The following is a 19,197-nucleotide window of genomic DNA, read 5'->3' as shown; positions in this document are numbered from 1 at the left end:
TCTCCTTGGTCATCACAGGCGCTCGTTGTAGAGCAGCGCTTTGCCGATCGCATTGGGGATAAAGGCGATCACCTCGCCAGCGGCCGACAGCAGCACGCCCGTGCCCACCACGCTGACGAGGATGGCCGTGCCGACACCGGCGGCGCTGGCGCCCAGGGCGCCGGCCGACAGTTCAATGCTGGCCGCCGCGCCGTCCGATGCGCTCTCCAGCAACCAGACCGTGCCCTTGGCCGAGGCCTGCACGCCCTTGACGATGAGCTGGGCCCCATCGACCGACAGTGCCACCGGAATGGAGACAACGGTGGCCGACGCCCCCACCGAGGCCGCCGTGCCCACGACCACCGAGGCAATCGGCAGCGCCGAGAGCATCAGGGACGCATCGCTTTGCGCCTGGGCCGCCGGTGCGGTGGCCAAACCCAGCACCAGGGCGGCGCTGGCCAGAGTGGCAGAAGCGCGGCGCTGCCATTTGCTGCAAGTAAGACTGAACATATGCTGCTCCCGTGTTGGCTGCATCATCCGATGGGCGCTCACACGCGCTCCTGCGGGTGGCCCACGTCATGCTCGCGGGGCGCACTGCGCATGCTGCGGGCCTGGTGGATGGCGGTGGCCAGGTCCGACTCATGCTTGTCGCGCAGCATCTTGGCCAGGGTGAAGGCGGTGGTGATCATGTACATCCAGCTCACGCCCAAGAAGGCCTTGTAGGTCGGGTTGATGTCCATGCTGAGCAAACCCCAGCCGGTCAGCCCCATCGCGATCGCAAATCCGCCCCAGACCACAAAGCGCCACATGGGTGTGTCGCCAGCTGCCTGGCTGCTGCCCGCTTGCTTATCCCGCACAAACTTGGCCAGCACAAAGGCGGCCGACAGGCAGAACATATAGCCCATCACCATGAATGCCTGCTCCAGGTGTTGCCCTGGCAGCCAGGCCAGGCCGATCGCGCACATCGAGACCGCAATACCAAACGAGATCCATACCTGGTATTGCCAGGCACGGGTGTCACGCTGAACAGGATTGGAGAATGGAGACATGGTGGGTCGGAGCAACAGGGCCCCGCTTTGGTTGAACACGCTGCGATGATGCGGGCAAGCAGCTGCGCCAGCATCCCCTTTTAATGCCGGTAGCAGTTTTCAAAGAATCAGGTATCGCGAGGCAATACTTTCAAGGCGCTGCCGTTGTCGCGGGGCCTCGCGCCTGGGCGACGCTTCCATGGCATGATCCCAAGCATTCACACCTAGAACCAGACAGGAGACCACCGTGCGCCAGCCGCCCCACCATGTGCCCGCCACCCCGCAAGCTGACCCGGCCGAACTGGCCGAGTGGTGCGATGCCTTCGATGGAATGCTGGCGGCCTATGGCTCGGCGCAGGGCAAGGAGCAGGCTGGTGCGCTGCTCGATGCGCTGCTGGCCCATGCCCGCAAGCGCCATGTGGCATGGAAGCCCTCGGGCAACACGCCCTACATCAACACGGTCACGGTGGATGAGCAGCCGCCCTACCCCGGCGATGTGGCGCTGGAGAAAAAGCTCTCGGCCATCCTGCGCTGGAACGCGCTGGCGATGGTGGTGCGCGCCAATGCCGCGCATGGCGAGCTGGGCGGCCACATCGCCAGCTATGCCTCGGCGGCCGATCTGTTCGAGACTGGCTTCAACCATTTCTTCCGCGCCGATGATGGCCACCAGGCCGCTGACCTGGTGTACTTCCAGCCCCACTCCTCGCCCGGCGTCTATGCGCGCGCCTTTCTCGAAGGGCGCCTGGGCGAAGAGAACCTGGCCCATTACCGTCAGGAGCTGGTGGCCGCCAGCCAGGGCATCCAGGGGCTGTGCTCCTACCCGCACCCCTACCTGATGCCCGAGTTCTGGCAGTTCCCCACCGGCTCGATGGGCATCGGACCGATCAATGCGATCTACCAGGCGCGCTTCATGCGCTACCTGGCCGACCGGGGCCTGGCCGATACCGCAGGCCGCAAGGTCTGGGGCTTTTTTGGCGATGGCGAAATGGACGAGCCCGAATCCATCGCCGCCCTCACCCTGGCCGCACGCGAGGGGCTGGACAACTGCATCTTCGTCATCAACTGCAACCTGCAGCGGCTCGACGGCCCGGTGCGCGGCAATGGCCGCATCATCGATGAGCTCGAGGCGCTCTTTAGCGGCGCGGGCTGGAACGTCGTCAAGTGCCTCTGGGGCTCGGAGTGGGATCCGCTCTTGGCGCGCGACCACAGCCATGTGCTGGCGCGCACGTTTGCGCACACGGTCGATGGTGAGTTCCAGACCCTGTCGGCCAACGATGGCGCCTTCAACCGCGAACATTTCTTCAACCAGAGCCCCGAGCTAGCGGCTTTGGTCGCCCACCTGTCGGACAGCGACATCGACCGCCTGCGCCGCGGTGGCCATGACCCGGTCAAGATCCACGCCGCCTTTGCCAGCGCCGCTGCGCACAGCGGCCAACCCACCGTGGTGCTGGCCAAGACGATGAAGGGCTATGGCATGGGCAGCATCGGCCAGGGCCGCATGACCTCGCACCAGCAAAAAAAGCTGGGCGCCGAGGACCTGCTGGCCTTCCGCGACCGCTTCAACCTGCCGCTGAGCGATGCGCAAGCCACCTCGGCCGCCTTTCTCAAGCCCGCCGATGGCAGTGCCGAGATGCGCTATCTGCTGGCGCGCCGCCAAGCTCTGGGCGGCTTTTTGCCGGCGCGCAAAGGCCAGGCCATGCCGGTGGCCGTGCCCGATCTGCAGGTGACGGCCGGCTTTGCGCTGCAGGCCGAGGGCAAACCGATGAGCACCACGATGGCCTTTGTGCGCCAGCTGGGCAACCTGCTCAAGGACCCGACCCTGGGCCCGCGCATCGTGCCCATCGTGGCCGATGAGGCGCGCACCTTTGGCATGGCCGGGCTGTTCCGCCAGGTGGGCATCTACGCGCCTTTTGGCCAGCTCTACCAACCCGAGGACAACGCCTCGATGCTGCTCTACCGCGAAGCGAGCAGCGGCCAGATCCTGGAAGAAGGCATCAGCGAAGCGGGCGCACTGTCGTCCTGGACGGCGGCCGCCACCAGCTACAGCACCCATGGCGCCGCCATGCTGCCGTTTTTCATCTTCTACAGCATGTTCGGCTTCCAGCGTGTGGGCGATTTGATCTGGGCCGCTGCCGACCAGCGCGCACGCGGCTTTTTGATCGGCGCCACCTCCGGGCGCACCACCTTGGGCGGCGAAGGCCTGCAGCACCAGGACGGCAGCAGCTTGCTGAGCGCCTCCACCGTGCCCAACTGCAAGAGCTACGACCCCGCCTTTGCTGGCGAGCTGGCCGTCATCATCGACCATGGCATGCAGCGCATGTTGCAAGAGCAGCGCGACGAGTTCTTCTACATCACCGTCACCAACGAAAACGTGGCCAACCCCAGCCTGCCGCCTGAGGCCCATGAAGGGGTTATCCGCGGCATGTACCGGCTGCAGGCCGGCTCTGCGCACAGCCCGCGCCGGGTGCAGCTGCTGGGCAGTGGCGCGATCATGGGCGAGGTGCTCAAGGCCGCTGCCATTCTGGAGCGCGAGCACCGCGTCGCTGCCGATGTCTGGAGCGTCACCAGCTATGCCGAGCTGGCCCGCGATGGCGAGGCCCAGCTGGAGCTCTGGCGCGCAGGCAAGGCCAGCGCCCCCAGCTGGTTTGCGCAGCAACTGGCGTCCTCGCAAGGCCCCATCATTGCCGCCAGCGACTATGTGCGCGCCTTGCCCGAGCTGGTGCGCGCTTACCTGCCCACCGACGACCGTGGCCTGCCGCGCCAGCATTACTACACGTTGGGGACGGACGGCTTTGGCCGCAGCGATTCGCGCGCGGCGCTGCGCCAGCATTTCGCCGTCGATGCCGCCGCCATCGTGCAGACCTATCTGCGCAGCCAACAGACCTGAGCACCTGCTTAAAAGGGGGTGCGCAAAAAAGCCAAGCCACTGTGCACAAGCGCCCAGCCGGGCGCACAACTCCTGATTTGATAGCTGACCGTGCTTTTCTGACAAGCACGGGCAGCTATTTTTAGGGAAGCTCTGCCGAAGAAGGCACCCGGTGCAGCGCAGTAATTGTCCCAATACCACCCAGCGCTGTGCATGCCAGTATCGGGTCCATGCGGCTGCCGCATCGAGACAACACCATAAACATTAGGAGCAACTATGCAACGCACTCGCCTGGCGCAAGCCTTGGCCACCTTGGGACTGCTGGGCTTGACCGCCGCCATGGGCACGGCCCATGCACAGGACAAGGTCAAGATCGGCTATATCTCCGACCTGTCGAGCCTGTATGCCGACCTCGAAGGCAAGGGTGGCGCCACCGCCATCCAGATGGCGATTGACGACTTTGGCGGCAAGGTGCTGGGCAAGCCGATCGAAATGCTGGTCGTTGACCACCAGAACAAGGCCGATATCGCCGCCAGCAAGGCGCGCGAGTGGATCGACACGCAGAACCTGACGATGATCTTCAGCGGCACCAACTCGGGCACGGCGCTGGCGCTGGCCAAGGTGGCCGATGAGAAAAAGCGCGTGATGATCAACAATGGCGCGGGCACCTCGGCGCTGACCAACGAGGCCTGCACGCCCTACACCGTGCACTATGCCTATGACACCGTGGCGCTGTCCAAGGGTGCGGCCGGCGCCATTGTCGACAACGGCGGCAAGAACTGGTTCTTTCTGACCGCCGACTATGCCTTTGGCCATGCGATGGAAGCCGATGCCACCAAGGTCGTCAAGGCCAAGGGCGGCGCCGTGGCTGCGGCCGTGCGCCATCCGCTCAATGCCTCCGACTTCTCGTCCTTCCTGCTGCAGGCGCAAAGCTCCAAGGCCCAGGTGCTGGCGCTGGCCAATGCCGGCGGCGACACCATCAACGCCATCAAGGCGGCCAAGGAATTCGGCATCGACAAGTCGATGAAAATCGCGCCGCTGCTCGTCTTCTACAGCGACATCCACAGTCTGGGCCTGAAGAACACCGCCGGCATGCAGTTCGTCACCAGCTGGTACTGGGACATGAACGACGCAACGCGCAAGTTCGCGGACGCCTACATGAAGAAAACCCAGCGCCGCCCCACCGAAATCCAGGCCGCCGACTACTCGGCCACGATGAACTACCTCAAGGCCGTGCAGGCCGCCGGCACCACCGATGCCGACAAGGTGATGGAGACCTGGCGCGGCATGAAGATGGACGACTTCTTTGGCTCGGGCACCTTGCGCGCCGACGGCAGCTACATCCACGACATGTACCTGGTCCAGGTCAAGACCCCGCAGGAATCCAAGGGCACCTGGGACTACTACAAGATCGTCAAGAAGCTGCCGGGTGACGAGGTGTTCACGACCAAGGAAGAAACCAAGTGCGCGCTGTGGAAGTGATCTGAGCCCAGCCACCACCACCACGATGCCTGGCGATGCCAGGCATTTTTCTTGCATGAACACGGCGGCGCCGGCGCGCCAGCCACCTTGTCACGGGCTGTTTTTTATCGTCCCCCATAATGGGCCTGCCATCCGCAGAAAAGGAAATCCTATGTCCCAGACTCCCAGCAATGCCGATTTCGACTCCCTTCTCCCGGGCCGCGCCACCTTGGCCGGCAGCACCCGCCGCAGCGCCCTGCAAATGGCGCTGGGCGTAGGCTACGCCGCAGCAGCGGTGCCAGTGATGGCGCAAACCGCCATCAAGACCCCCGATACCGGTCTGACGGCCGGCACGATCCAGTACACGGTTGACGGCTTCCAGGTCAGCGCCTACCGCGCAGCGCCTGCTGGCAAGACCCACCTGCCGGTGGTGCTGGTGATCCAGGAAATCTTTGGCGTGCACGACTACATCGCCGACACCTGCCGCCGCCTGGCCCAGTTGGGCTACCTGGCCATTGCGCCCGAGCTGTTTGCGCGCCAGGGCGACCCACGCAAGTACACCGAGATCAGCCAGCTGCAAAGCGAGCTGGTCAGCAAGGTGCCCGATGCCCAGGTCATCAAGGACCTGGACGCCGCCCTGGCCTGGGCCAAGGACAATGGTGGTGACACCAGCCGCGCCGGCATCACCGGTTTTTGCTGGGGTGGCCGCATCACCTGGCTGTATGCCGCCACCGGCAAGGTCAAGGCCGGTGTTGCCTGGTATGGCCGCCTGCAAGGCGCTGCCAGCGAGTTGCAGCCCAAGCACCCGATTGACCTCAGCAGCGCGCTCAAGGCCCCCGTGCTCGGCCTCTACGGCGGCAAGGATCAGGGGATTCCGCTTGAGTCCGTGGAGGCCATGAAGCAAAGCCTGCAAAAGGCCGGTGCCGCAGGCAATGCCGCCGCTGCGGCATCGAGCTTTCATGTCTATCCCGAAGCGGGCCACGCCTTCCATGCCGACTACCGCCCCAGCTACCGCAAGGATGCGGCAGATGACGGCTGGAAGCGCATGCAGGACTGGTTCAAGACGCATGGCGTCATCTAAACCCCTGAGCCCCGCCTAGCCCGCCACAGGCTCCGCAAGACAAAACCCTGCCAGCGCACCATGCGCTGGCAGGGTTTTTTATAGTCACCTTGCGGTCCTCAGTTCATCGGGTTGTCGCGCCAGAACAGGTCCCAGGGGTCCATTTCCTTGCCGTCGGGGAATTTGCACACCGTGTTCTTGCCCTTGGGCGTGTTGAGCAAGGCGCCGCCCATCTGCACGCAGTAGGCCGATGCAGGGCTGCGCGGGCCGGCATAGGTGGTGGCGTAGGAGGTGGCTTCCTTCTCGTCGGGGTCACGCAGCGGCTTGAGGCCCGAAGAGCTGCTGCAGGCGGCCAGGGCGGACACGGCCACCAGGGCTGCCACGCTTTTGCACAGAATCGATAAAGAGGTCATCACAAAGCCATTCGTTGTCCAGCCTGCATTATCCCAAAGCGGGCGAGCCACTGCCATGGCCGCCCTCCTGGTCCAGCAGCTCGCCCACGCGCTGGCGCAGTTGCTCGGCAGAGCACTCGGCAGCCGGGCTGGCCGCTCCAATGCGCAAGGTCACGCGGTTGAACAAGCCTCGACGGAACGGCCGGGTCATCGCGCCTTGGGGCTCGATGCGGCTGAAAAACGACCCCCAGAGGTTGGTCAGTGCCATCGGCACCACGGGCACGTCCAGCCCATCGGCTCGGGCCTGCTCCAGGATCTTCATCACACCGCCCTTGAAGGCCTGCAGCTCGCCGTCGCGGGTGATGCCGCCCTCGGGAAAGATAGCCAGCAGATCGCCCTCGCGCAGCACCTGCGCGGCGCGTGCAAAGGCGGCCTCGTAGACGGCAGGGTCTTCGCTGCGGGGCGCCACCGGAATGGCTTTGCACAGGCGGAACAGCCAGCCCAGCAGGGGCGTGCGGAAGATGCGGTAGTCCATCACAAAGTAGATCGGGCGCGGGCTGGCGGCCATCATTAAAATGGGGTCGACAAAGCTCACATGGTTGCAGGTCAGCAGCGCCGGCCCGCTGGTGGGGATGTGCTGCGCGCCCTGCACGCGAAAGCGGTAGACCAGGTTGGTGACCAGCCAGGCAATGCAGCGCAGCAGGTATTCAGGCACCAGCAAGAAGATGTAGGTGGCGACAATCGCATTGGCAATGCCGGTGAACAGGAAAATCTGCGGCACCGTGAAGCCCGCGCCCAGCAAGGCGCCAGCGATCACCGAGCTGGCAATCATGAACAGCGCATTCAAGATATTGTTGGCCGCAATGATGCGGGCGCGGTGCGTGGGCTGGCTGCGCAGCTGGATCAGCGCATACATGGGCACGCTGTACAGGCCCGCAAACAGCGACAGCAGCGCCAGATCGGCCATCACGCGCCAGTGCGCCGGCTGGCTGATGAAGCCCAGTGCCGTCCAGGCCTGGGCCGGCTGCGCCAGGCCGCGCGAGGCAAAGTACAGGTCAATCGCAAACACGCTCATGCCGATGGTGCCAATGGGCACCAGGCCAATCTCCACCTGGCGGCGCGAGAGCACCTCGCACAGCAGCGAACCCAGGCCGATACCGATGGAAAACACCACCAGCAGCAGCGAAGCGACATGCTCATTGCCATGCAGCACCTCCTTGGCAAAGCTGGGGAACTGGCTCAGAAACACCGCGCCAAAGAACCACATCCAGCTGATGCCCAGCAGCGAGCGGAACACCACCACATTGCCATGCGCCAACTTCAGGTTGCGCCAGGTCTCGCTCACCGGGTTCCAGTTGATCTGGAGGCCCGGGTCGGTGGCCGGCACCACCGGCACGCCTTGCGCGGTGAGGCGACCCACCACCGCCAGGCCCAGGCAGGCCACGCCCACCGCGGCATGGCCGATGCCGGGCAGAGCCACCAGCAGCCCACCCACCACATTGCCCAGCAAGATGGCGACAAAGGTGCCCATCTCGACCATGCCATTGCCGCCGGTCAGCTCATCGTCGCGCAGCACCTGGGGCAGGTAGGCAAACTTCACCGGCCCGAACAGCGTGGAATGCAGGCCCATCAAGAACACGCAGCCCAGCAGCACAGCCGGGCTCTCGATCCAGAAGCCCACACCAGCGATCAGCATCACGCCAATCTCCAGGTCCTTGACGAAGCGGATCATGCGGTGCTTTTCGTACTTGTCGGTCAGCTGCCCCGAGGTCGCCGAGAACAACAGAAAAGGCAGGATGAACAAGGCCCCGATCACCAGGCCGGCCATGGCAGGCGGCATCCAGGCCACCTGCAGCTGGTAGGTCACCATGACGGTGAAGGCGAACTTGAACAGGTTGTCGTTGGCGGCCCCGGCAAACTGGGTCCAGAAGAAGGGGGCAAAGCGGCGCTGGCCCAGCAAGGCAAACTGGTTGGGGTGGTCTGGCGCATCGAAGGCAGGCACAGACGGGGCATGTGGACGGTTCATGGAACAAGCATCTCCTGGCGGATCAAGGGCGGTGGGGGTGGTCGGTACCGGGCATTCAGCGCAAACGCACTGCCCCCAGCGCGCCGTCCCCGATTGTGCCTGCGGACGCGCGGTTTGGGCACGCCAGTTGGCGCGCTTGCAGCGCCGTTCGCAACAGTGGCACCAGCGCAAGCGCAGCGGCCAGGTGCTTGAGCGCATGGCCGGCCACCAGATGGCCGCTGCCGGCCCAGACGGCGGCATCGCCCAGCTCGAACAGCTTGGCCAGCGCATACCAGGCCACAACGGCCGCCAGGGGCCAGCGGATAAGTGGCGCGGCCGGCGGGCTGCGCTGCTGCCACAGCGCCACTACCACCAGCAGTACCATGCCAGCGCCCTGCAACACGGCCCAGGGCAGCAGCTGCCCGGTCTGCAACCAGATCCACAGCGCCAGTGGCCCGCCCAGCAGCACGGCGAGTGCTGTCAGCCAGGCGGCGCGGGCATTCAGCTGCGACTGCAGCGCCAGGCCCAGCACACCGGCAAACACCGGCACCATGCCCATGCGGTCCCAGAAGACACGCACATCGCCGGGCAGCAGGTGGTAGTAGGACGAACCGACGGCAGTCAGCACCAAACCGCCAAACACCAGCAGCAACCAGGGCTGCGCGCCTTGGGATCGCAAGGTGTCAGCGGGTGTTTTGACACTCGCCAACAAGCCCCAGATGCCGACCAGCAGGAACGGCAGATTGCTCAGTACATCGGCCGCGTTGGCCAGGCCCAGCAGCGGGCGCTGATCGGCGAAGTCATGGTAATGGGCCGCCTGCGGCACATAGGGCCCCAGGCAGGCAAGGGCCAGCATGGCGGCATAGAAGGCGTAAAGCACGCATTCCGCAGCCAGGCTGCGGGGGCTTGGAGGTTGGGAGGTATCAGTCATGACCTGCACTGTGCCGCTGGCGCGCCAGAGCGTCTCGCAATCCCGGCGCGATCCCCTATGATGGCACCCAAAGTATGACAGGACGATACCCATGAGCACCACCGCCGATCTGGTACTGGCATTGAAAAAAGAGCTAAAAGCCGCACAAATGACCTATGCAGACCTGGCCGAGGCGCTGGGCATGGCCGAGTCCAGCGTCAAGCGCATGCTGGCCAAGGGCGACATGCCGCTGTCGCGCATCGATGCCATCTGCCATGTGCTGCGCCTCGATTTTGCCGACCTGGCACGCCGCGTGGCCGACAACCAGCCGCTGATCAAGGAGCTGACGCAGCAGCAGGAGCAGGCGGTGGTGGCAGACAAGAAGCTGCTGCTGATGGCCATCTGCGTGCTCAGCCAGTGGACGCTGGAGCAGGTGCTGGCCACCTACCGCTTGAGCGAGGCCGAGGGCATCAAGTACCTGGCGCAGCTCGACCGCATCGGCATCATCGAGCTGCGCCCGATGAACCGCTACCGGCTCAAGCTGGCCAAGACCTTCCGCTGGCGCCCGCATGGCCCGGTGATGGAGTATTTTCGCGAGAACGCGGTGCACGACTATTTCTCGGGCACGTTCGACAAATCCGGAGAGGGTTTGATGCTCGTGCATGGCGCCATCAGCCGCACCTTGGCCCCCGCCTTTTTGGAGCGCCTGCAGCGCGTGGCCCAGGATTTTGCCCAGCAGCACCTGACCGACCAGCGCCTGCCCGAGAAGGAGCGCGAAGGCTATACCCTGCTGCTGGCGATGCGCAGTTGGGAGCTGTCGGTGTTTACCGAAATGCGGCGCCTGCAGCCGGGTGGCAATCGTTAAGCCGCCTGGGTAAACAGCATCAGCGCACCGGCATAGCGGTGCAGCTGCTGGCCGGCAATCTCGCCCTGGCTGAAAAAGCCCACCAGCGGGATATCGCCCAGCACATGGTGGATCAGCTCCAGCTCGGCACCAGGCACGCCGAAATAGGGGCTCGCCCGCTGCGCGCAGCTGATGTAGACGGCCCCCGCAATGCGGCGGCCGGCCGCCGCATCACCCAGGGCGCTATCGCCCAGCGGCAGGCCGGTCTGCGCCTCGGCGGGGGACAGCGACTCTTGCAGCTCGGCACACATGCGCAGCAAATCGGCGCGGGCCGCCGACAGGTTGCGCTGGCAAAAGCACAGGTACTGCTGGGGCTGCGCCTGCTCTGACAGCACAATGCCCCGGCTGACCATGTCCACGCCCACCAGCGGCACCACGCGCGCCTCCGGGCCCAGCTGCCCGGCATGCACAGCCGATTCGGGCGCATGCGGCTCCAGCGCGGCATGGATATGGCGCATCGTGCGGGTGGCCCGCTCGGGGTCCGCATCCAGCCGCACCGGCATCAGCTCCTCAAGCACATCGAGCGCGGGCCGGCCATCCAAAGCCAGCACCACATGGCCTTGCATTGCGGTGATGCGCATGCGCGCACCCATCACCTGGCAGCCCTGGGTCAGCTCTTGCACCACGCCGGCATCGGCAGAGAACGCCAGGCCCGAAAGCCCACCGCGCAGCACCCCGTTGTGACTGGGGCCCAGCGCCTTGCTCCAGGCCAGTTGCAGCGGCGCTACCGCCTCGGAATTGAGGCCGCCCAGCACGCTGCCAGCGCGCGTGCGCGCGGCCAGCTCTTCGAGCAGTTCTGCAAAATCCGGCAGGCCCGCATCGGCATGCACCAGCGCGCGGTCCCAGGGCGATGTAGGCGCCACCGGCAGCGGCGCAATGCCTGAGAACAGGCGGTAGGAATGGGCAGGCAGCTCCAGCAGCATGACCGACAGCGCCGGCTCGTTCAGGTACTCGGCATGCGAGGCCATCACGCCAACGCCGACCGAGCCGCTCCAGTCGCCGATCTGCGGAAACTCGTCCTGCAAGGCCTCCAGCAACTGCGGCGCATGGCGTGCAAAGGCATCCGTAAAATACACCAGGCCGAGGTTGGGCGCGCTGGCATAGCCCGCCTGGGCCATGCGGCCTCTCAGTTGCGCCACCACCAGCGCCACAGCCATCCGCCAGTCGGGATGGGTCACATGACCATAGGGAAAAAGCTTTGTGCCTGCCATTGTCAACAACCTGCTGCTGCGCGGCTGCCGGCCCAGTCCCGCGCTAAAAAATCACGATCACTCAAGCGTTCTTGCTGGCTCAACGCTGGCCGGAGGAAGGCTTGCGGGGCGCGGCGTTCCGTGAGGCGACCTTGCTTGGGGCGGCTTGGCGGGCGCCGTTGGCGGAGCCTGCGCCTTTGGACGGTGTCGCCTTGCGGGGTGCTGGCTTGCTGGAGCCGCTTCCTGCGCCAGCCTGCGGCCCGCTCCTGGTCTTCTGACCAGCTGCTGTGGCAGCCTTGCTGCGGCCTGCCGCAGCAGCGCTGCGCTTGGCCGATGTCTGCTGGCCCATCGCGGCCTTGGCCGCCGCCTTGCCGGCTTCGGCCATCTCCTGGGCTGTGCTGCGCACCGCCTGCGCAGCGGAGGCTGCCGCCCGTTGGGTACTGGCTGCATGGACCATCGCCTGCTCGGTGACATCCTGCACAGCCTGCTGGGCGATGTGCTGGAACTGCTGGGTCAGCGCGCCCCACCACTGCATGGGGTCGGTCGCCGAAGCGGCGGCGGCACTGGCCTGTTCAGATTTCTCGGGCTGTTCTGTTGCGGCAGCGGCCGGTGCGGGCGCGGGCGCGGGTGTGGTTGCAGGGGCGGGGCTGGGCGTCTCGGTGGTTGTTGGCGCCACCGCTGCCGCTTGTTGCGCCTGCGCAGCCGTGCTCTGGGCAAACTGCTGCCAGCTTTGCACCATGGTGCTGGCCCAGTTCTCTACCGGCACATTCATCGTCTGCAAGGCCGACAAGGTCATCTTCTGCACTTCCATCGCCTGGATGGTGGCGGCCAGCGCCCGCTGGTTCTGCTCCAGCCAGAACAGCACGGTCTTGAGCTCCTGAATGCGCTTTTCCAGGTCCGGCACATTCATCGTCGGCGCCACCCATTCCTGCCATTGCGCAAAGGCCGCAGAAGGCTTGGAGCTACCGCCCGCTGCGAGCTTTTGCAGAAAATCAAAGCCGGGGGCAAAGGGGTTGAATGACGGGGCGGAGTCTTGCATGGTGTTGTCTCCAGGAGTTGGGCCGTTGGCCGCGTGTGCAATGCCAGGGTGTATGCTGCACAGCTTAGCGGATTGTGCAGCCCCTGCCTATGTGATAAATCGCTTGCGGCTGCGTACGACCACCCTTGCAACCTGCCTTTTTGAGCCCGCCACCATGCAGAGCCTTTTCCATCTCGCCTTCCATGTGCACGACCTGGATGCTGCACGCCACTTCTACCGCGACACGCTCGGCTGCGCCGAAGGCCGCAGCACCGACAGCTGGGTGGACTTTGATTTCTTTGGCCACCAGATCTCCTGCCACCTGGGCAAACCCTTTGAGACCAGCAATACCGGCCTGGTGGGCAACCACAAGGTGCCGATGCCGCACTTCGGTCTGGTGCTGAAACTCGAGGACTGGAAGCAGCTGGCCGAGCGCCTGCGCGCCGCCAACACACGCTTTGTGCTCGAGCCCCAGGTGCGCTTTGAAGGCGAGCCCGGCGAGCAATGGACGATGTTCTTCTACGACCCGAGCGGCAACCCGATCGAGGTCAAAGGCTTTCGCTCGCTGGCGCAGTTGTACGCGCATTGATGGGGCGCTGTGGCCCCGCCAGGAGCATCTGAGGCGGGGCAAGCGCTGCTGCCGCCCTGCCTGTGGTGGCTAGCGCAGCGATCAGACTTGGTGTCCATCGGTACTTGAGAAACGGGCACAAAAAAGCCAGCTCGAAAGCTGGCTTTTGGTGTTCTGGTTGCGCGAGAAGGATTTGAACCTCCGACCTTTGGGTTATGAGCCCAACGAGCTACCAGACTGCTCCATCGCGCACCGCAATTATAGCGCGACTTTGGTACTGCATTTTGGACGAATGCGCTTTTAGCGTATATTTTTTGCGCTTCGACTTTTATAGCAATCTTGGCGGGATCAAAGCGGCGGCCTTACCGGCCCACTTTTCAGGCTGACCAGCCCAGTCCGCAACGGTGCTGCCCGGCAGCTAGGCACAAAAAAGCCAGCTCGAAAGCTGGCTTTTGATGTTCTGGTTGCGCGAGAAGGATTTGAACCTCCGACCTTTGGGTTATGAGCCCAACGAGCTACCAGACTGCTCCATCGCGCACTTGCATTATAGCTCGGGTTTTCCTTAATGCGAAGCGCTTTGTCATCATTTGGAAAACTATTTGTGGAATGAGGGCCTCAAGCGCTGCTTGCAGCGATCGGCAAAGGCGCAGCGCCATAGAAAAAGCCCACCGAAGTGGGCTTTTTCAGTCGGAACCTGCAGAGGGCTTATTCTGCTGCGGCATCACCGGCTTCTTCAGCGCGGTCCACCAGTTCAACATAGGCCATAGGCGCGTTGTCGCCCACGCGGAAACCCATCTTCAGGATACGGGTGTAGCCGCCTGGACGGTTGGCCGAGCGAGGACCCAGCACGTTGAACAGCTTGGTGACGCTGTCGCGGCTGCGCAGACGGTCAAAAGCCAGACGGCGGTTAGCCACGGTGTCCACCTTGGCCAGCGTGATCATGGGCTCGATCACCTTGCGCAGTTCCTTGGCTTTAGGAACGGTGGTCTTGATGGCTTCGTGCTCGATGAGCGAATTCATCATGTTTTGCAGCATCGCCTTACGGTGAGACGAGGTGCGGTTCAGTTTGCGGAGGCCGTGTCCGTGACGCATGGTGCTTTTCCTTTTAGATTGATTCAATCAAACAGCCGTATCAGGTACTGTTCGACGCACTACGATTGAGCTCCCCCACCATTGGGAGAGCTCTCCATTATAACTTAACGCTTTTCCAAACCGGCTGGTGGCCAGTTTTCAAGCTTCATACCCAGGGTCAGACCACGGGAAGCCAACACTTCCTTGATCTCGTTGAGCGACTTGCGACCCAGATTCGGGGTCTTGAGCAACTCATTTTCGGTGCGCTGGATCAGGTCACCGATGTAGTAGATGTTCTCGGCCTTCAAGCAGTTGGCAGAACGCACGGTCAGTTCCAGCTCGTCCACAGGACGCAGCAGGATCGGATCGAACGTGGCGTTGTTGCGCGCCTGGCCACCTGGCTGGTCGAACACATCCAATGCGCCGCCTTCGAGCTGCGCAAACACGGCAAGTTGCTCCACCAGGATCTTGGCCGACGAGCGCACTGCATCTTCTGCAGCGATGGCACCGTTGGTTTCGATCTCGAGAACCAGCTTGTCCAGATCGGTACGCTGCTCCACACGGGCGGATTCGACCGTGTAGCTAACGCGCTTGATCGGCGAGAACGATGCGTCCAGCACAATGCGGCCGATCGACTTGGTCGACTCGTCACCGTAGCGGCGCACGTTACCGGGCACATAGCCACGGCCTTTTTCCACCTTGATCTGCATGTCCAGCTTGCCGCCTTGCGACAGGTTGGCGATGATATGATCAGGGTTGATGATTTCTACATCGTGAGGCGTCTGAATGTCAGCAGCCGTCACCACGCCTTCGCCATCCTTGCGCAGGCTCAGCGTCACTTCGTCACGGTTGTGGAGCTTGAACACCACGCCCTTGAGGTTCAGCAAGATGTTGACCACATCTTCCTGGACGCCGTCGATAGACGAGTACTCGTGCAGCACACCTGCAATGGTCACTTCCGTCGCTGCATAACCCACCATCGAGGACAGCAGAACACGACGCAGCGCATTGCCCAGCGTGTGCCCGTAGCCGCGTTCAAACGGCTCCAGCTCTACCTTGGCGCGATTGTGGCCCAGCTGTTCTACGTTAATTGTCTTGGGTTTCAGCAAATTGGTCTGCATGCAAACTTCCTCTCAATACCCCCGGCTCGTTACACCGGTAAGGCTGGTGAAGCACCAGAACCGCGATGCCTCGCGGTTCTGGAACGGATACACTTTCGCAGTCGAAAACGACCGTGAAATTAACGAGAATACAATTCGACGATCAGCGATTCGTTGATGTCAGCACCGAATTCATCGCGGTCTGGAGACTTCTTGAAGACGCCTTCAGCCTTGTCAGCCGACACGTCCACCCAAGCGGGGAAGCCCACTTGACCAGCCAGTTGCAGCGACTCAACGATACGGGCTTGCTTCTTCGACTTTTCGCGCACCGCCACCACGTCGCCCTCCTTCACCGAGTAGGAAGGAATGTTGACGGATTGACCGTTCACGGTGATGGCCTTGTGGGACACCAGCTGACGCGCTTCGGAGCGGGTCGAGCCAAAGCCCATGCGATACACCACGTTGTCCAGACGGCTTTCCAGCAGGCTCAGCAGGTTCGCGCCGGTGTTGCCACGGCGACGATCAGCTTCAGCGAAGTAACGGCGGAATTGCTTCTCCAGCACACCGTAGGTGCGCTTGACCTTTTGCTTTTCACGCAGTTGCAGACCGTAGTCCGAGGTACGCGTGCCGGAGGTACGGCCGTGTTGACCTGGCTTGGTGTCCAGCTTGACCTTGTCCGCGATCGAGCGACGTGCGCTCTTCAGGAACAGGTCTACGCCTTCGCGGCGGGAAAGTTTGCCCTTAGGGCCAATAAAACGTGCCACTTGAATATCCTTTTTTCAGCTACCGCATAAATGCGGGAGCCGCCAGAGCACCATGCACTGGCGGCGGTGGGCTTATGGTGAGTTAGATACGACGACGCTTTTGAGGGCGGCAGCCGTTGTGCGGGACTGGCGTCACGTCGGAGATCGACGTGATGCGGATGCCCAGTGCACCCAGAGCACGCACCGAAGACTCGCGACCTGGGCCTGGGCCCTTGATCTCGACGTCCAGGTTCTTGATGCCCTGTTCCATGGCAGCACGGCCGGCCACTTCGGAAGCAACCTGGGCTGCGAAAGGCGTCGACTTGCGCGAGCCCTTGAAACCCTGGCCACCGGACGAAGCCCAAGACAACGAGTTGCCTTGGCGGTCGGTGATCGTGATGATGGTGTTGTTGAACGAAGCGTGAACGTGTGCAATGCCGTCAGAAATGTTCTTGCGAACTTTCTTACGTACACGTGCAGCTGCGTTGTTCTGAGACTTAGCCATTATGTACCTTCAATCTCTTTATTTCTTCAAAGCCGCTGCGCCTTTGCGCGGACCCTTGCGGGTACGGGCATTGGTGCGGGTACGCTGACCACGCATGGGCAGACCACGACGATGACGGAAACCGCGGTAGCAGCCGATGTCCATCAAACGCTTGATGTTCATCGTGGTTTCACGGCGCAGGTCACCTTCCAGGGTCAGGTGAGCGATTGCGTCGCGGATCTTTTCCAGATCAGCGTCCGTGAAGTCCTTGACTTTCTTGGCGTAGTCGATACCAGCGGCTTCGCAGATCTTGCGAGCGGTGGTGCGACCGATGCCATAGATAGCGGTCAGGCCGATCTCCGCATGCTTGTGCGGAGGGATGTTAATACCAGCAATACGTGCCATTTGTGTCCTCTAATACTTTAGATTAACCTTGGCGCTGCTTATGGCGCTGGTCGGTGCAGATCACGCGTACGACACCCTTGCGACGGATGATCTTGCAGTTACGGCAAATCTTCTTTACCGAAGCTGAAACTCTCATTTCATTCTCCTAAAACTTCCATCCGCTCCAGTCTGTGACGGCATTTCAAATATTTAGCCCGAACAGACTGGAGGGCACACTTTCCTGTCGATCTCAGTTTTTGGCTGAGGCCTTGAAGTTCGCCTTCTTCAGAAGCGACTCATACTGCTGAGACATCATGTAGTTCTGGACCTGGGACATGAAGTCCATGGTCACCACGACGATGATCAACAAGGAAGTGCCACCGAAATAGAACGGAACGTTGTACTTCAGGATCAAGAACTCTGGCAGCAGACACACGAAGGTGATGTAAACAGCACCCGCAAGCGTCAAACGCACCAAAATCTTATCAATATAACGTGCTGTCTGATCCCCTGGTCGAATCCCGGGAATAAAGGCACCACTCTTCTTCAGGTTATCGGCCGTTTCGCGGCTGTTGAAAACCAAGGCCGTATAGAAGAAGCAGAAAAAGATGATCGCTGCGGCATAGAACATCACATAGATGGGCTGACCAGGAGTCAGCGTGCTAGCAATGTCCTTGAGCCAACGCATCGATTCGCCAGCGCTGAACCAGTTCACAACAGTGGCAGGCAGCAAGATGATCGACGAAGCGAAGATGGGCGGAATCACACCAGCCATATTCAGCTTCAGTGGCAAGTGCGATGACTGACCACCATACACCTTGTTTCCAACCTGACGGCGCGCGTAGTTCACCAGGATCTTGCGCTGTCCACGCTCGACAAACACGACGAAGTACGTCACGGCTGCCACTACGAGAACAATGAAGATCGCGGCAATGATGCTCATCGCACCAGTACGCACCAATTCGAGCAATCCACCGATGGAGCTGGGCAGACCCGCAGCAATACCGGCGAAAATCAGGATCGAGATCCCGTTGCCCAAACCACGCTCGGTGATCTGTTCACCCAGCCACATCAGGAACATCGTACCGGCGGTCAAGCTGACCACGGCGGTAAGACGGAACCCGAAACCAGGGCTGAGGACCAAACCGGCAGTGCCTTCCAGCGCCACGGCAATGCCGAGCGACTGGAACAGCGCAAGCGCCAATGCACCGTAACGGGTGTACTGGGTAATCTTGCGACGGCCGGCTTCGCCTTCCTTCTTCATCTGTTCGAATGTCGGGACGACGTAGGTCATCAATTGCATGATGATCGATGCCGAGATGTACGGCATGATCCCCAGTGCAAACACGGTGAAGCGCGAGAGCGCTCCGCCCGAGAACATGTTGAACAGGTTGAGAATGCCACCCTGTTGGCTATTGAACAGCTGCTGCAACTGGTTGGGATCGATACCAGGCACCGGAATATGAGCTCCGATGCGGTAGACGATCAGCGCCAGCAACAGAAAAACCAAACGACGACGCAGATCGCCGTATTTACCGGTCTTTGCAATAGTTGCGGTGTTCGTAGCCACTGATGAATCTTTCAGAAAGGGTTAGGCGACGCTACCGCCAGCAGCTTCGATCGCAGCCTTGGCACCAGCGGTGGCGCCGATGCCGTTCAGCTTGACAGCCTTGGACAGAGCACCCGTGTTGATCACCTTGACGACCTTGGCGCGTTGGCCAACCAGACCGGCTTGCTTGAGCACTGCCAGATCCACATCCGCAGCGCCCAGCAGCTCGAGAGCGGCCAGGGAGACTTCGGCGTTGAACTTCAACGTGGTGGACTTGAAACCGCGCTTGGGCAGGCGACGCTGCAAAGGCATTTGACCGCCTTCGAAGCCTACCTTATGGTAGCCACCCGAACGCGACTTTTGACCCTTGTGACCACGGCCGGCGGTCTTACCCAGACCCGAACCGATACCGCGACCCACGCGACGCTTGGCGTGCTTGGCACCTGCTGCAGGCTTGATGCTATTGAGTTCCATCATCAATCCTT

General features: G+C 62.5%; 20 protein-coding genes and 2 tRNA genes. 5 read left to right on the top strand and 17 right to left on the bottom strand.

The annotated features are described in order from the left end of the window. Positions 1 to 12 precede the first annotated feature (12 nt). Together DCO45_RS13590 and DCO45_RS13585 are read right to left on the bottom strand one after the other, a co-directional pair. The gene (locus tag DCO45_RS13590) at positions 13 to 489 is read right to left on the bottom strand and encodes a hypothetical protein (protein ID WP_116926325.1); all 477 of its coding nucleotides are present in this window, start codon (positions 487 to 489) and stop codon (positions 13 to 15) included. A gap of 38 nt (positions 490 to 527) precedes the next feature. Continuing rightward, complete coding sequence (locus DCO45_RS13585) at positions 528 to 1,028, bottom strand: YiaA/YiaB family inner membrane protein (RefSeq protein ID WP_116926324.1); 501 nt, start codon at positions 1,026 to 1,028, stop codon at positions 528 to 530. A 226-nt stretch (positions 1,029 to 1,254) separates the two neighbouring features. Between DCO45_RS13585 and mdeB the strand changes: the two genes are divergently transcribed. From mdeB to DCO45_RS13570, 3 genes are all read left to right on the top strand, one after another. Next, positions 1,255 to 3,894 (top strand): alpha-ketoglutarate dehydrogenase, encoded by a 2,640-nt coding sequence (mdeB, locus tag DCO45_RS13580; RefSeq protein ID WP_116926323.1) that lies wholly within the window; start codon positions 1,255 to 1,257, stop codon positions 3,892 to 3,894. Between the two features lie 318 nt (positions 3,895 to 4,212). After that, the gene (locus DCO45_RS13575) at positions 4,213 to 5,355 is read left to right on the top strand and encodes an ABC transporter substrate-binding protein (RefSeq protein WP_232539710.1); all 1,143 of its coding nucleotides are present in this window, start codon (positions 4,213 to 4,215) and stop codon (positions 5,353 to 5,355) included. Between the two features lie 151 nt (positions 5,356 to 5,506). After that, complete coding sequence (locus DCO45_RS13570; RefSeq protein WP_116926322.1) at positions 5,507 to 6,415, top strand: dienelactone hydrolase family protein; 909 nt, start codon at positions 5,507 to 5,509, stop codon at positions 6,413 to 6,415. 98 nt (positions 6,416 to 6,513) lie between these two features. On the opposite strand, the gene DCO45_RS13565 is transcribed toward DCO45_RS13570, so the two are convergent. Genes DCO45_RS13565 through DCO45_RS13555 form a run of 3 tightly spaced genes read right to left on the bottom strand, consistent with a single transcriptional unit; the run spans position 6,514 to position 9,722 of the window. Then, on the bottom strand, positions 6,514 to 6,807 hold the full coding sequence (locus DCO45_RS13565) for a DUF333 domain-containing protein (RefSeq protein WP_165841199.1): 294 nt from the start codon (positions 6,805 to 6,807) through the stop codon (positions 6,514 to 6,516). A 28-nt stretch (positions 6,808 to 6,835) separates the two neighbouring features. Continuing rightward, the gene (locus DCO45_RS13560; RefSeq protein WP_116926320.1) at positions 6,836 to 8,812 is read right to left on the bottom strand and encodes an MFS transporter; all 1,977 of its coding nucleotides are present in this window, start codon (positions 8,810 to 8,812) and stop codon (positions 6,836 to 6,838) included. Between the two features lie 55 nt (positions 8,813 to 8,867). Next, on the bottom strand, positions 8,868 to 9,722 hold the full coding sequence (locus tag DCO45_RS13555) for a hypothetical protein (RefSeq protein ID WP_133248159.1): 855 nt from the start codon (positions 9,720 to 9,722) through the stop codon (positions 8,868 to 8,870). A gap of 91 nt (positions 9,723 to 9,813) precedes the next feature. On the opposite strand from DCO45_RS13555, the gene DCO45_RS13550 reads away from it, so the two are divergent. After that, complete coding sequence (locus DCO45_RS13550; RefSeq protein ID WP_116926318.1) at positions 9,814 to 10,566, top strand: helix-turn-helix transcriptional regulator; 753 nt, start codon at positions 9,814 to 9,816, stop codon at positions 10,564 to 10,566. Here DCO45_RS13550 and DCO45_RS13545 read toward each other — a convergent pair. Both DCO45_RS13545 and DCO45_RS13540 read right to left on the bottom strand, forming a co-directional pair. Beyond that, the gene (locus DCO45_RS13545; protein ID WP_232539459.1) at positions 10,563 to 11,783 is read right to left on the bottom strand and encodes an FIST N-terminal domain-containing protein; all 1,221 of its coding nucleotides are present in this window, start codon (positions 11,781 to 11,783) and stop codon (positions 10,563 to 10,565) included. The genes DCO45_RS13550 and DCO45_RS13545 overlap by 4 nt on opposite strands. A gap of 112 nt (positions 11,784 to 11,895) precedes the next feature. Further along, positions 11,896 to 12,834, bottom strand: a complete 939-nt coding sequence (locus DCO45_RS13540) for a PhaM family polyhydroxyalkanoate granule multifunctional regulatory protein (RefSeq protein ID WP_116926316.1) — start codon at positions 12,832 to 12,834, stop codon at positions 11,896 to 11,898. 154 nt (positions 12,835 to 12,988) lie between these two features. Here DCO45_RS13540 and DCO45_RS13535 point away from each other — a divergent pair, with 154 nt between their 5' ends. After that, positions 12,989 to 13,402, top strand: coding sequence for a VOC family protein (locus DCO45_RS13535; protein WP_116926315.1), 414 nt, complete (start codon positions 12,989 to 12,991; stop codon positions 13,400 to 13,402). A gap of 154 nt (positions 13,403 to 13,556) precedes the next feature. On the opposite strand, the gene DCO45_RS13530 is transcribed toward DCO45_RS13535, so the two are convergent. The 10 genes from DCO45_RS13530 to rplO form a co-directional block, all read right to left on the bottom strand. Beyond that, positions 13,557 to 13,633 (bottom strand) — tRNA-Met (locus tag DCO45_RS13530). Between the two features lie 209 nt (positions 13,634 to 13,842). After that, positions 13,843 to 13,919 (bottom strand) — tRNA-Met (locus tag DCO45_RS13525). 167 nt (positions 13,920 to 14,086) lie between these two features. Further along, complete coding sequence (gene rplQ, locus DCO45_RS13520; RefSeq protein WP_021028321.1) at positions 14,087 to 14,473, bottom strand: 50S ribosomal protein L17; 387 nt, start codon at positions 14,471 to 14,473, stop codon at positions 14,087 to 14,089. A 104-nt stretch (positions 14,474 to 14,577) separates the two neighbouring features. Next, positions 14,578 to 15,573, bottom strand: coding sequence for a DNA-directed RNA polymerase subunit alpha (gene rpoA / locus DCO45_RS13515; RefSeq protein WP_116926314.1), 996 nt, complete (start codon positions 15,571 to 15,573; stop codon positions 14,578 to 14,580). A gap of 119 nt (positions 15,574 to 15,692) precedes the next feature. Next, entirely contained in the window at positions 15,693 to 16,316 is a 624-nt protein-coding gene (gene rpsD / locus DCO45_RS13510; protein WP_021028319.1) for a 30S ribosomal protein S4, read from the bottom strand. Positions 16,317 to 16,398: 82 nt separating this feature from the next. Beyond that, positions 16,399 to 16,800: a 30S ribosomal protein S11 gene (rpsK, locus tag DCO45_RS13505; protein ID WP_021028318.1), complete on the bottom strand. Its 402-nt coding sequence runs from the start codon at positions 16,798 to 16,800 to the stop codon at positions 16,399 to 16,401. Between the two features lie 18 nt (positions 16,801 to 16,818). After that, entirely contained in the window at positions 16,819 to 17,184 is a 366-nt protein-coding gene (gene rpsM / locus DCO45_RS13500) for a 30S ribosomal protein S13 (protein WP_021028317.1), read from the bottom strand. A 22-nt stretch (positions 17,185 to 17,206) separates the two neighbouring features. Next, positions 17,207 to 17,320: a 50S ribosomal protein L36 gene (gene rpmJ, locus DCO45_RS13495; protein WP_003050535.1), complete on the bottom strand. Its 114-nt coding sequence runs from the start codon at positions 17,318 to 17,320 to the stop codon at positions 17,207 to 17,209. A gap of 93 nt (positions 17,321 to 17,413) precedes the next feature. Beyond that, a complete protein-coding gene (gene secY, locus DCO45_RS13490; RefSeq protein WP_021028316.1) occupies positions 17,414 to 18,733 on the bottom strand; it encodes a preprotein translocase subunit SecY in 1,320 nt (439 codons plus the stop codon). A 21-nt stretch (positions 18,734 to 18,754) separates the two neighbouring features. Further along, positions 18,755 to 19,186, bottom strand: coding sequence for a 50S ribosomal protein L15 (gene rplO, locus DCO45_RS13485; protein WP_027011218.1), 432 nt, complete (start codon positions 19,184 to 19,186; stop codon positions 18,755 to 18,757). Positions 19,187 to 19,197 lie beyond the last annotated feature (11 nt).

It is taken from the genome of Comamonas sp. JNW, assembly GCF_003105075.1.
GTDB lineage: Bacteria > Pseudomonadota > Gammaproteobacteria > Burkholderiales > Burkholderiaceae_C > Comamonas > Comamonas squillarum.
This window is presented reverse-complemented; position numbering and strand designations above follow the sequence as displayed.

Bases quoted from the DNA above. Each gene is read 5' to 3' on its own strand.
- DCO45_RS13590 (WP_116926325.1), bottom strand. From the start codon at position 489: ATGTTCAGTCTTACTTGCAGCAAATGGCAGCGCCGCGCTTCTGCCACT.
- DCO45_RS13585 (WP_116926324.1), bottom strand. From the start codon at position 1,028: ATGTCTCCATTCTCCAATCCTGTTCAGCGTGACACCCGTGCCTGGCAA.
- DCO45_RS13575 (WP_232539710.1), top strand. From the start codon at position 4,213: ATGGGCACGGCCCATGCACAGGACAAGGTCAAGATCGGCTATATCTCC.
- DCO45_RS13570 (WP_116926322.1), top strand. From the start codon at position 5,507: ATGTCCCAGACTCCCAGCAATGCCGATTTCGACTCCCTTCTCCCGGGC.
- DCO45_RS13565 (WP_165841199.1), bottom strand. From the start codon at position 6,807: ATGACCTCTTTATCGATTCTGTGCAAAAGCGTGGCAGCCCTGGTGGCC.
- DCO45_RS13560 (WP_116926320.1), bottom strand. From the start codon at position 8,812: ATGAACCGTCCACATGCCCCGTCTGTGCCTGCCTTCGATGCGCCAGAC.
- DCO45_RS13555 (WP_133248159.1), bottom strand. From the start codon at position 9,722: ATGACTGATACCTCCCAACCTCCAAGCCCCCGCAGCCTGGCTGCGGAA.
- DCO45_RS13550 (WP_116926318.1), top strand. From the start codon at position 9,814: ATGAGCACCACCGCCGATCTGGTACTGGCATTGAAAAAAGAGCTAAAA.
- DCO45_RS13540 (WP_116926316.1), bottom strand. From the start codon at position 12,834: ATGCAAGACTCCGCCCCGTCATTCAACCCCTTTGCCCCCGGCTTTGAT.
- DCO45_RS13535 (WP_116926315.1), top strand. From the start codon at position 12,989: ATGCAGAGCCTTTTCCATCTCGCCTTCCATGTGCACGACCTGGATGCT.
- rplQ (WP_021028321.1), bottom strand. From the start codon at position 14,473: ATGCGTCACGGACACGGCCTCCGCAAACTGAACCGCACCTCGTCTCAC.
- rpoA (WP_116926314.1), bottom strand. From the start codon at position 15,573: ATGCAGACCAATTTGCTGAAACCCAAGACAATTAACGTAGAACAGCTG.
- rpsK (WP_021028318.1), bottom strand. From the start codon at position 16,800: ATGGCTAAGTCTCAGAACAACGCAGCTGCACGTGTACGTAAGAAAGTT.
- rpsM (WP_021028317.1), bottom strand. From the start codon at position 17,184: ATGGCACGTATTGCTGGTATTAACATCCCTCCGCACAAGCATGCGGAG.
- rpmJ (WP_003050535.1), bottom strand. From the start codon at position 17,320: ATGAGAGTTTCAGCTTCGGTAAAGAAGATTTGCCGTAACTGCAAGATC.
- rplO (WP_027011218.1), bottom strand. From the start codon at position 19,186: ATGGAACTCAATAGCATCAAGCCTGCAGCAGGTGCCAAGCACGCCAAG.